The organism is Enterobacter sp. SLBN-59 (assembly GCF_024807915.1).
GTDB lineage: Bacteria > Pseudomonadota > Gammaproteobacteria > Enterobacterales > Enterobacteriaceae > Enterobacter > Enterobacter asburiae_B.
On the sequence record NZ_JANUFI010000003.1, the window covers coordinates 88,716 to 100,711 of the forward strand.

The 11,996-nt window shown below is 57.5% G+C and carries 5 protein-coding genes and 1 pseudogene; 5 read left to right on the plus strand and 1 reads right to left on the minus strand.

What is annotated here, in order from left to right; translation table 11 throughout:
* Nucleotides 1-80 precede the first annotated feature (80 nt).
* From traD to M2422_RS23350, 5 genes and pseudogenes are all read left to right on the plus strand, one after another.
* Complete coding sequence (gene traD, locus M2422_RS23330) at nucleotides 81-2,654, plus strand: type IV conjugative transfer system coupling protein TraD (RefSeq protein ID WP_259143058.1); 2,574 nt, start codon at nucleotides 81-83, stop codon at nucleotides 2,652-2,654.
* Nucleotides 2,651-8,077, plus strand: coding sequence for a conjugative transfer relaxase/helicase TraI (gene traI / locus M2422_RS23335; protein ID WP_259143059.1), 5,427 nt, complete (start codon nucleotides 2,651-2,653; stop codon nucleotides 8,075-8,077). Before traD ends, traI begins: the two co-directional genes overlap by 4 nt.
* A 28-nt stretch (nucleotides 8,078-8,105) precedes the next feature.
* Nucleotides 8,106-8,891 (plus strand): DsbA family protein, encoded by a 786-nt coding sequence (locus tag M2422_RS23340; RefSeq protein ID WP_259143060.1) that lies wholly within the window; start codon nucleotides 8,106-8,108, stop codon nucleotides 8,889-8,891.
* Nucleotides 8,892-9,145: 254 nt separating this feature from the next.
* A complete protein-coding gene (locus tag M2422_RS23345; protein WP_259143061.1) occupies nucleotides 9,146-9,718 on the plus strand; it encodes a nuclear transport factor 2 family protein in 573 nt (190 codons plus the stop codon).
* A 66-nt stretch (nucleotides 9,719-9,784) separates the two neighbouring features.
* Nucleotides 9,785-10,663: pseudogene (locus M2422_RS23350) on the plus strand (ATP-binding cassette domain-containing protein); the annotation flags it as partial.
* A 238-nt stretch (nucleotides 10,664-10,901) separates the two neighbouring features.
* Here the strand turns inward: M2422_RS23350 and M2422_RS23355 are convergent.
* Nucleotides 10,902-11,891 (minus strand): tyrosine-type recombinase/integrase, encoded by a 990-nt coding sequence (locus tag M2422_RS23355; RefSeq protein WP_259143063.1) that lies wholly within the window; start codon nucleotides 11,889-11,891, stop codon nucleotides 10,902-10,904.
* Nucleotides 11,892-11,996 lie beyond the last annotated feature (105 nt).

Below are 11,996 nucleotides of genomic sequence, written 5' to 3' on the forward strand. Positions count from 1 at the left end.
CGTTTCACAACACCTTTTTCATCTTTCCCTGATACACACATCACCGCACAGGTGATGCGATAACGTCCGGACAACACTCTATGAGCTTCGCAGGAAAAAATCTCACCCAGGGCGGGCAGATGACCGCCTACCGCTGGCGCATGTTCATACAGGTGAACAACTGGATAGGATTCTGGATCCTCATCCTGTTTGCCGTGCTGACTACCGCCATTTTTCTCTGGCGTATCCCCCGGGAAGCCCTGGATAACGGCTCCCTGTGGTGGTTTGCCAGCCTTAACAGCAGTTTTATCGAACTTATGCCGGCAACGGGTTCGCCAAAAATCTATGACGTTCACTACTGGTATGCGCCGACGGCGACGGCAATGGTGCTCAAAATGACCCTGCCGCAGATTTACGCCGACCCGTATATGCAGGCAATGGGCGATCTGTGTCTGAGTGAGCTGCAGTGGGCGGCCGGTGCCAGCGGCATCTTCTGCCTGGTGGTCTTCCTGGCGGTCACCTGGTTTATCGCGGATATCGGCCGTAAGGAGAGCGAGGACGAGTACATTTCCGGTATGGAGCTGACGGACAAGCCCGCGGAAGTGAACAGGCTGCTGCGTAAAAACGATGAATTGTCCGACCTGCGCGTGGGCGACCTGCACATGGTCAGGATGGCGGAGGTGCTCAACTTCCTGATGCACGGCACCATCGGGGTGGGTAAATCGACCCTCATCCGCTGGCTTCTGGACTACATCCGCAAACGCGGTGACCGGGCCATTATTTACGACTCCGGCTGTACCTTCACCGAAACCCACTATAACCCTGACACTGATTTTATTCTCTGCGCCCATGACGAACGCTGTGCCAACTGGCAGATGTGGGGGGAATGCGTCGACGCGGTCGATTACGACAACCTGGCCGCCAGCCTTATCCCGGTTGAAGGGGAATCTGATCCGTTCTGGGTATCCAGCTCGCGCACCATTTTTGCGGATCTCGCAATACGCATGTCGGTCGACCCGGACAGGAGTATCGAGAAGTTCCTTAAAACCCTGCTGTCCCTCAGCATGAAAAGCCTGCGTGGCTATCTGGCCAACACGCCCTCAGCCAACCTGGTGGAAGAGAAAATCGAGAAAACGGCCATCTCCATTCGCTCGGTGGTGACCAACTACGCCAAAGCCCTTCGCTATCTGCAGGGGCTGGATGACGGGACGAAGCCTCCGTTCACCATCCGTGAGTGGATGACGCAGGAGCGCTATGACAACAGCTGGTTGTTTATCTCAACCCAGGCCCGTCACCGCAAGAGCGTGCGACCGCTGATCTCACTCTGGGTGTCGCTGGCCACGCTGATGCTGCAGAGCATGGGAGAAAACAGCGACCGGCGCGTGTGGTTCATTATCGATGAAGCCCCCAGCCTGCAGCGCATCCCGGAGCTGGCCGAAACGCTGGCCGAGGCGCGTAAGTTTGGCGGCTGTTTCGTGCTGGGCATGCAGAACATGGCGCAGCTGGTTCACGTCTACGGCCGCGAGCTGGCCAAAAGTATCTTTGACCTGATGAACACCCGTATGTACGGCCGTTCGCCGAGTGCCGAGATGGCCAAAGTGGTGGAAGAGGAGCTGGGCAACCAGCGTAAGCGCAAAATCCGTGAGCAGAACAGCTACGGTCTGGACCAGGTGCGTGACGGTGTGTCCCTCGGTAAGGACGAGGTGAATAACCCGGTCGTTGACTATGAGCAGATCATGCGCCTGCCAAACCTCAACTTCTACGTGCGTCTGCCGGGCGAGTATCCGGTGGTCCGTCTGAAGCTGAAATACCGCGCCCTGAAGAAACGCCATGCCGGCCTGATAGAGCGCAATATCCGTGATGCCCTCAGCCCGGAACTGGAGAAGGTCATTCAGGAGAACGAACGGGCAGCAACGGCAGCAGGACTGACGTTCCCGACCGGAGATGAAGTGCTGGAGAAGGGAGATGAAACCATCCCATCATCGGTCGGCGCAGCCGTGGTATCCGCAGCCGCCAGAGCAGCAACGCCTGAAACCATAATAACGCCCGTGGACAAACCGATGGCTGCACCTGCCGCAGATCAGAAACCAGCCCGGGTGGCGGTGCCTGAACGGAAACAGGTACTGGCCATGGAGCCAGTCAAATCCGGTTTAGCGACAGTCGTGCCGGAAACGGCGACTGAAAATCACAGCCCGGTGACACCTCCTGTCACTGCAGAGAAAAAAGATAACGTTTTCTCTCTGCGACCATCTTCTCCTTCAGTTAATCGTCCTGCAGATAGTGCTCCCCTTAATCCGGATATTCCTGCTGCGCTTCAAAAAATCAGGGCCAGAATCCAACAGGATGAAGCACCTGAAACATCGCCAGCTGGCGCGCTGGGGATGCTGAAACGGCGGCTCAATAACGGAGCCACCTCAGGGGGGGAGGAAGATCAGCCCAGCGACAGTGCAGGCGAATCAATGAGCCTGGACATGAAGGTGACGGCACTGCCTGACGGCGGCCTGAGTCTGACGACGGCCGGTAACGCCGTCACGCCGGAAAAACCGGAAGATGCGCACCGGACGAACCGGCAGCTGGCGCAGGAAGAAGAGAACATTTTACTTCACCGTGACGCGGATGACCCGGGTTACGACGAAAACGATCATCACTATTACGACAGAGAGCATGACCTATGATGTCAGTCGCCCCAGTAGCGTCAGCCGGCGAGGCTGCAGGCTACTACAGCAATTCCGATAACTACTATTTTCTGGGCAGCCTGCAGAGCCTGTGGATGGGGGAAGGTGCAAAAGAGCTGGGTCTTGAGGGCAATGTCCGTGGCGATGATCTGACGGCCGTGCTCGAGGGGCGTCTTCCGGACGGATCACGGCTTGGCAAGGTGGTTAACGGACAGCACGTCCATCGCCCCGGCCACGACCTGACCTTTTCCGCGCCCAAGAGCGTGTCCATTCTTGCACTCATCGGTAACGATAAAGAAATGGTGGAAGCACATAACCATGCCGTCCGCGTGGCGGCCGGCTATGTGGAGAAGCTTATCTCGGCCCGCGACACGAAAGACGGCGTCACGTCCATCGTACACACAGGCAAGATGGTGGCCGCCGCCTATACGCATGATACCTCGCGCAATCTTGACCCGCAGCTGCACACCCATCTGCTCATTGCCAACATGACGGAGTATGCGGGCAAATGGAAAGCCCTGGCCACGGACTATATCCATAACGCCGGCTTTATCGAGACCGTTATGAAGCACCAGGTCACGCTCGGGAAAATCTATCGCAGCGCGCTGCGCGAGCGGGTTGAAGCGCTCGGCCATGAAGTGGAAGAAGTTGGTAAGCATGGCATGTGGGAGATCAAGGGCGTTCCTGAAGAGGTCAGGGAGGAGTATTCCTCCCGGGGCCGGGAAATTCAGGGGGCCGTGGGGGCTGAAGCCACGCTGCGCAGCCGGGATGTGGCCGCGAAAGACACCCGAAGGGCGAAAGTCGACCCGTCACGTATGCGCCTGATGGAGCGCTGGCTGGGTCAGATGAAGGAAAAGGGATTTGATCTGAAAGCGTATCAGGAGAGCGTCGTTCCGCGTGATGCAGCTATTCGTGAGGCACCGCCTCAGCCGGAGCGAGATCATCAGGCGATGCCTGTTCGTACCGGGCCTGAACAGGATTATCCCCGGACGTCGTCCAGTGCAGAAAAGAGTGCCGACTCACCAGCTCAACCCGGAGAGCGGGAGAGCCTGTCCCGTCAGCCAGTACCACAACAGACTGACAGCCTGAGTCAGCCGGTACTGTCCGGCCCCGGAAAAATGCCGGCAGCCGGCACCTTTTCCCGGGCACCGCAGTTGCATACAGATACTCCCCTGCCGGATCTGGCTGAAGCTGTACGGCTGGCCATCTCACAGTTAAGTGACAGTAAGACACGTTTCACCTTTGGCGAGCTGATGCTGACCACGGCTGAACTGAGTGACCGGCTGCCGGAGATCAAGGATATCCGTGTGGCCATCGATGCAGCGCTGAAGGACGGCATGATTGTGCCGCTGGACAGTGAAAAAGGCGTGTTCACCTCCCGCATTCACCTGCTGGATGAGCTCTCCATTCAGGCACTGAGCCAGGAGCACCTTAAATCCACGAAAGTCGTCAGTTTCACCCGCCCGGCGCAGTACGCACCGGCGGCGCTGGAAGTCGTGGAGAAAGACGCCCTGGTCCTGATGAATGCGCCTTCTGGCGTGGCGGGCATCCGTGACCTGACCGCGCAGCTGGCCGGTATTTCCGGCGCGAACGGTCGTGACGTGCAGGTGCTGGCCAGCTCTGCCGAGCGCGCCATTTCGCTGGCGAAATCCGACGATTTGCGGGAGCGGATCATCAGCCGGCAGCACGTTCTGAGCGGTGATTTTCACCTTAAACCCCAGAGCACCCTGATTATCGAAGGGGCAGAGCGCCTGGGACTAAAGGAGACGCTGGTTCTGCTGGGCGAAGCGCGCGCGCAGGATGCACAGCTGGTCTTTCTCGACAGCGCCGGCCGTCAGGCAAACGGTAATGCCATGTCCGTGCTGGAATCCGCGGGCGTTGCCCGCTCACGGCGCACGGAGCCGGCTCCCGGGCTTGAGGCCGAAGTGGTCAGCATCGCGAATAAACGCGACCGCTACGAGGCGCTGGCCAACCGGTTTGCGGAGCTGAGCGGCGGCAGTGAAAACGTCACGGCCGTCGTGGTCGGCAGGCGCGAGCAGGCACAGCTGACGGGCCTGGTGCGTGAGGCGCTGCAGAACGCAGGGCAGCTGGGACGCGACGGCGTGGCGATAGAAGCCCGCCAGCCGGTCTGGCTCGACAGTAAAACGCGCCGGATGCCCGGTTCATACCGTCCCGGTATGGTGCTTGAAGATCGCACGGATGCAAAAGAGCGTAAGTCATATGTGATTGACCGGGTGCATGAGGACACACGAGTCCTCTCGCTCATCGACGGTGACGGCGTGCTGACCAGGATGAAAATCGGGGATATCAGCGCCGACTGGCGTCTCTTCAGCCGTGAAACCCTCAGCGTGGCCACCGGTGAAAAACTGCTGGCCGTGGCGGGTGACCGCGAACACAGCCTGAAGGCCAAAGATCGTCTGGAGGTGACCGGGATAAGTGAAAAAGGGATTGAGGTGAAGCGGGGGGAAGACACCCTGACGCTGCCAAAAGACCAGCCGCTCTATCTGTCACATGCTTACGTGACCGCGCCGGGCGGGCGGGATAACGACACCGGCGTGGTGCTGGCCGCACTGAACAGCCGCGACATTTCGACCCAGACCATGAACTCGCTGGCACAGAGTGGCCACCGGGCGGAAGTGTTTACCGCCGAAGTGCAGGACCGGGCTGAAGCCAGACTGCAGCGTATGAAGACCAATGTCTCCCCCGTGCAGCTGGTCAGAAAACTGAGTGGCCAGGACGATGTCAGTCAGGCGGTTGATTCACTGCATGACCGCGTCAGGACGGACGCCGGGCTGGCCGTCTGGCGTGCCATCAACGATCAGCGCACCGTGGTGTTCAGCGAGCTGAAACTGGCCAGTGAAGCTGAGAAATATCATCCGGACCTGGAAGCGATCGGGGCTGAAATCGGGGCAATGGTGAAAAACGGCGAGCTGATGACGGTATCGGCAGGCGGTGAACCGTTGCTGGTTTCCCGTGCCACCTGGGAGATGGAGAAAGCCATTCTGCGCGTGGTGGAGGAAGGAAAAGGGACGCAGCAGCCGTTGCTGGAACAGGTACCGGAGGCCGTGCTGAATGGCCTTACCGATGGTCAGAAAAAATCGACCGCCCTGGTGCTGGGTACCACGGACCAGTTTATCGGGATTCAGGGCTATGCAGGCGTGGGGAAAACCACGCAGCTGAAGGCGGTGACAGCTGCACTGGAGACCTTACCGGCGGACGTTCGCCCGGTGATGACGGGGCTTGCACCAACGCACCAGGCGGTGAAGGAGATGAGCGACGTCGGTATCCGGGCGCAGACCATCAAGTCCTTTATCGTTGAGCATGACCAGGCCACGGCAGCCGGCGGGAAGCCCGATTATAAAGGGCAGGTGTTTCTTATCGATGAGTCCTCGATGGCGGGCAACCAGGACACGGCAGCCCTCTTCCAGGCCATTGCCAGCGGCGGCGGCCGCGCGGTCTCGATGGGGGATATCGACCAGTTTGAAGCGGTTGATGTAGGCGCACCCTTTAAGCTGATGCAGGAGCGCAGCCCGATGGATGTGGCCATCATGAAGGAAATCGTCCGCCAGAAGGACGTGCAGCTGCGCGGCGCGGTTCACGACATCATCGATAACCGGATCGATGCGGCCCTGCAGCGTCTTGAAACCCAGCCGGCGGACCGTGTGGCGCGTAGCGCGTCAGCCACGCTCCCCGTGAGTGCCATTCAGGAAACGGAGACGCCCGTTACCGACATCGTGGCCGACTGGACAGACCGCACACCGGAGGCCCGGTCCCGCACGCTAATCATTGCGCAGCTGAACGCCGACCGTAAGGCGATAAATGCCGGCATTCATGCTGCGCTGGCCGCGCGGGGAGAACTGGGGGAGAAAGCCATTACAGTGCCTGTGCTGGATAAAATCACCCATACCCGCCATGAGTTTAACAAAACAGAGGCCTGGCAGCCGGGCATGGTGGTGAAACGTGGTGACCGCTACCAGGATGTGCTGGCCGTAGACCGCAACGGCAGCACGGTGACGGTACGTGATGAAGAGGGGAAGATTGGCCTCTATTCCCCGAAACAATTGATCACCGGCGACGTGCAGCTGTTTCGCCGCAGCGAAATGGAAGTCCGCAGCGGCGATCTGCTCAAGTTCACGGCGACTGACAAGGAACAGGGCCAGATGGCCAACCAGCGATATACGGTGGAGTCGGTCAGCGAGGCGGGTACTATCCGGCTCAAGGGTGAGAACGGTCGCGTCACCATCAATCCGCAGCAAGTCCGGTCGCAGCAGCATATTGACTACGGCTGGGCCGTCACCGGGTACGGTGCACAGGGAGCCAGTACCGATTACGTCATTGCGCTTGAGGGCACGGAAGGCGGGCGTAAGGCGCTGGCCACACGTCGTGCCTTCTACATTTCCGCCTCGCGCGTGAAGGAGCATGTCCAGATTTACACCGACGGGAAGGCGGAGTGGGTTAAGGCGATAAAAACGCCGGAGCGTGATATCAAAACCGCACACGATGCGCTGGCACCTGAAACGCAGCGCAAACAGGCGAAAGCCATCTGGGCAATGGGGCAGCCGGTGAATAAAACGGCCATTGGCCGTGCCTGGGTGCGCCATCAGGGCATGCAGGATGCGTCACTGACGGCAAAAATCATCCCAGCCACCCGGCGCTTTCCCGAACCGGCGCTGGCGCTTCCGGTGTATGACAACAATGGCAGGAGCGCGGGGCTGGCGCTTGTTTCCCTGGTCGCCAGTCCGGAAGGGCGAATGACGCAGGGGGATATCCGTATGGTGAAGACAGAGCGAGCCCGGGGCGCGGTGCTGCAGCGAAGCCAGTCCGGTAACACGATTGTGGTCAGTGACCTGACAGCAGCGCTCGATGCCGTGCGCAGCAACCCAAAGGATGGCGTGGTCTGGCAGACCGGTGATGAACCCCCTTCAGCATGGCTGCTTAAGGTTAGCAGTGGGACAAAACAGGATGTGTCACCGGGTATTGTCTCCACGCTGACGGACGGGCTGAGCGTTCAGCAACTGCGCGAGCTGAAGCTGGCGGACCTGGTTCGCAATGAAGAAGCCGGGCGGAGCAGAGACCCGGAACCGTTGCCGGCAGACGTTCCGCAGGAAGAGGTGATCAGACTGAAACCGGAAGACATTAACCCGCGTAAGCCGGAACCACTCATTCCGGATGCTGAAGTGATCGCCAGAGTGAGAAATGAAGAAAACACCGGTGGACAGGAAATGAAGGCCGCTGCAGAGGTCATGAAGGAAATGTCAGGCACTGATAAGACTGCCGCTGAACTGTCACGCGCTTCGCGTGTTATTGCAGACCTGGCAAACGCTGAGCGCGACATGCTCAGGGCTGCAGAAAATACTGAGCGCGGTCGCATGCCGGAGCGCGAAGAGCAGACCCTCACCCGTACCATTCAGAAAGAACGTTAATCCCCCATTTGACAACGAGAATCAGGCAATGAAAGCAAACAAATTAGCAGCATTAATAGTTACAACATACATTGGCTTTTTTTCAACTGCACACGCTTCAACTCCTCAGCCATTATTCAGCCCGGAGCAGGAGGCTCGTATCGGCGAAATCGCTGGCGACTATCTGGTGTCCCACCCGGAGATTCTGGTGACGGTCAGTAATAAACTGCAGGAACAGCAGCAACTGCGTAAGCAGAAGATATTTGCGCTCAGTGTAATGGAGAATCAGGCAGCGCTTCTGCATGATCCGGATACTCCGGCCTTCGGGCCGGAAAAGGCGAAAGTTGCGGTGATTGAATTCTTTGATTACCAGTGTGTGTTCTGCAGCCGCTTCGCGCCAGAGCTGGAAAAGGTGATGAAAGCGCAGCCGGACATCCGCTACGTATTCAAGGAGTGGCCAATCTTTGGCGGCCGCTGGGAGGCCTCACTCCAGGCGGCGCAGCAGGGGCTGGCCGTCTGGAAACAAAAAGGGCCGCAGGCCTATGTCACGTACCACAATGCTGTCTACGCAACCGGCCACAATGAGGGCAAACTCACGGCTGGAGACATCCGGGTGGCAGCGTCAAAAGCCGGACTGACTATTCCAGCGCAGGGCGATAATACGGCGTTCCTTGAGAAAAACAGCAATCTGGCGGAGGCGCTGGGACTCACCGGAACACCTGGGATAATCGTGATGCCCGTTAACGGAGCGACACCCGAAACCATCACAGTGTTCCCGGAGGCGGTGACCGCTGAAAAACTGCAGGCTGCGATCCAGAAAGCCACGTTGGCTTAGCGATGAGCTTATTCGATGCGCTCTCGAACCTGGGGCTAAATCACACACGTTAATGAGGATCCCAACTCGCTTCAGGTCTTCTACAGGGCTGACGCCCTGTACGCTTTCATGATGTATTTTTAAAAACGAACGCGAAGGGCCATAAATGTGCTAAACCAGCTTTAACTGCCCCTAGTCTGTACTGAGGCGGAGTTGATGCTGAATTTTACAAAGTGACGGTCCCGGGATCTGAACTTAATTAACTGGAGATTAAAATGACTGAGTCCATTCAAGAAACCAGTATCGAAAAACGCCTCCGTGTTATTGAGGATAAGCTTGCCATCTACGAGTTGATTGCATCACATCCACCAAGTGCTGATACTGGCCTTGCCGAATATACGGCTTCGGTTTATCTCGAAAATGGTGTCTTTGATCGTGGCCCCGTTCTCGATGGCGCCCATGGAGTGAAAGCAATTGCTGAATTTATCCAGAGGCCACAACATGAAGAAGCCATCCGAGGAGGGCTTGCTCATTTTACGGGGTTACCTCTTATAGACCTACGGGGGGATCATGCGATTGTGACAACTTATCTCATGATCATTCATCTGGATCACGAAGGCGCACCGCGGGAACTGGCTAACCATGGTACTTCTAACGGGTACCGGATTCATCGTGTAGTCGCCAACCGATGGATGCTGGAACGGCAAAATGGACGCTGGAAAGTGGCCAAACGCACACTGTTGCCTATAGATGGGTCTGACGGTCCGCGTGAGCTCCTTAAACAGGGGCTAAGTGATGTCCTCGCCCGCTTAGCTCATTGTGACCAGGCTGGACCTGGTTATCAGTAAACCGACTAACACCTGACAGTATTACAGTCTTTCCGCAGGCTGTTAGCTCTGAGGTACTAACGGCCGGTATCTAATTTGTCTTACCAGATGCGTTTTTCTTCCAGTATCAGCAGCCTGACAGACAAGTTTTTTGCCTGGCGTATGCTCGTTGTTTATAACGAGCGTCTGGCTGACATTGTGCTCACCCCGACAGAAGGCCATCAGCCACCACCCGCTCAGGAATATGGCAGCCCATTAACCATGCAATCGGCTTTTCGAGACAGTGCCACCGAAAATTCAGCCCACCCGCTGTCACTAACGCATATCATTTTTAGCCATAAAGGCAGTAATAAGCCATTGCTCCACGGGATATCGCTGACGCTTCATCCTGGCGAAGTCGTCGCCATCACTGGCAAATCCGGATGCGGTAAATCGACGCTGGTAAAGCTTATTCTGGGGATTTATATTCCAGATGAAGGAACGATCAGAACATTTGGCATTCCACATTCACACCCGGATTACTACCGGATGCGCCGGCGCATTGGTACCGTCTTGCAGGATGATCATCTTTTCCGTGGTTCCATTGCCGATAACATCATCTTTTTCAGTGATGACCGAAACACTGAACGAATGATTCAGTGTGCCCGCCTTGCCCAGATTGACAGTGCTGTCATGGCAATGCCAATGGGATATCAGACATTAATAGGTGAAACCGGCGGAGGACTTTCCGGAGGCCAGAAACAGCGTATTCTGCTGGCAAGAGCACTGTACAAGAAACCGGGATTTTTGTTACTGGATGAAGCGACGAGTCATCTTGATGTTGAGTGTGAAATACAGATAAGTCAGACGCTACGCAAGCTGGGTCTGCCTGTTCTTCTTATTGCCCATCGTCCGGAAACCATAGCATCTGCAGACAGGGTTCTTTATCTGTCTGAAGGGGCCTTAACGGAACTGCGGCACCCGTGAATAATCGAAGAGGGGGATGAGATCTATTCATCTTAATGACGGAGTGGGACAAAAATTACCTCAATGTAAAATGCCGGTACCCCGCTAAACTCCAAACCACCCCCCTGATTCAGAAGGGGGTAACCAGCTGGTTCACTTTAGAGGAATTTTGACTGAGTAACCATATCCTGCTATGTGCGCGGTCAGAACCAACATGGTTATTATCTTGTTAACTTAATTACTTAATAGGATGCTGAATTCAGGTCAGGTTCAGACGGTCGCGGGCCGTGCGCAGGCGTGTTTCGCCGCGGCGATCGTACTGCTGGGTGGTGGTGACGCTGGCGTGGCCCATGGCATCCCTGACCGTAATCAGATCCTCGCCATTATCCAGCATGGCCGTGGCAAAGGTTCTCCTTAAATCGTGTGGCGCGCATTTTGGAATCCCGGCCTGGCACTGACGTACCTGCAGGATATGGTATACCGCCTGGTCGGTCAGCCTGTCATTCGTCAGGGTATCGAAACGACGGATTCGGCTAAACAGCGGCCCGTCATTTTCACCCCGTACCTGATCAATCCACATCTGCAGGCGTTGCCAGGTCCCGGCCGGCATATAAGCCAGCCGCTCCTTGTTGCCCTTGCCCAGCACCCGTAGCGCCCGATACTGCGTGACAACGTCACTAAAATCCAGCCCCACGGCCTCCGAACGACGCAGGCCGCAGCCGAGAATGACCGCCAGCATCGCTGCATCGCGGGGACCCAGGCTGCTTCTGTCGGCTTCACAGGTTACAAACAGCGCCCGGATCTCTTCCGGCGGCAGGGCCCGACCGCGCGGGAGACGGCTGCCGCGCAGGTTGCGCACCGCCCTGATGTGCTGAAAACTCTCGACGTCCATCAGCTTCAGCATCCAGGCTTCCTTCGCCACTCCCTTCAGCGCCGAAAGATAGGTGTTAACGGTTGCCGTGGCCCGGCCGGTATCCCGGAGTAATTCGGTAATGGCCATCACGTGATGGCGCCGCAGGCTGCCCCAGCTGCAGGTATCCAGCGAGGCGGCACCCAGCATACCGGCGACAATGTTCAGGAACGAGGCCATGGTCTGCCGGCTGCGGACGGAATTCAGGGACAGCAGGTAGGCCCGGGCGGGACTGACCTGCGCATGATTCCCGGCCAGGGCCGGCAGAAAATCCTCATCCGGCGGAATGACGCCTGCAGACAGACTCCGTTCCGGTTCATCGTCGGGTATCAGGATCATGTCGGGCTCCGGTCCGGCCGGAAAGCGTCCGGCGCGCTGCGTGAAAAATCGGGGTGAAGGATACCGCCACAGCGTAGCGCAGAGAGTCTACTTTTTCAAACGTAC

Bases quoted from the DNA above. Each gene is read 5' to 3' on its own strand.
- traD (WP_259143058.1), top strand. From the start codon at position 81: ATGAGCTTCGCAGGAAAAAATCTCACCCAGGGCGGGCAGATGACCGCC.
- traI (WP_259143059.1), top strand. From the start codon at position 2,651: ATGATGTCAGTCGCCCCAGTAGCGTCAGCCGGCGAGGCTGCAGGCTAC.
- M2422_RS23340 (WP_259143060.1), top strand. From the start codon at position 8,106: ATGAAAGCAAACAAATTAGCAGCATTAATAGTTACAACATACATTGGC.
- M2422_RS23345 (WP_259143061.1), top strand. From the start codon at position 9,146: ATGACTGAGTCCATTCAAGAAACCAGTATCGAAAAACGCCTCCGTGTT.
- M2422_RS23355 (WP_259143063.1), bottom strand. From the start codon at position 11,891: ATGATCCTGATACCCGACGATGAACCGGAACGGAGTCTGTCTGCAGGC.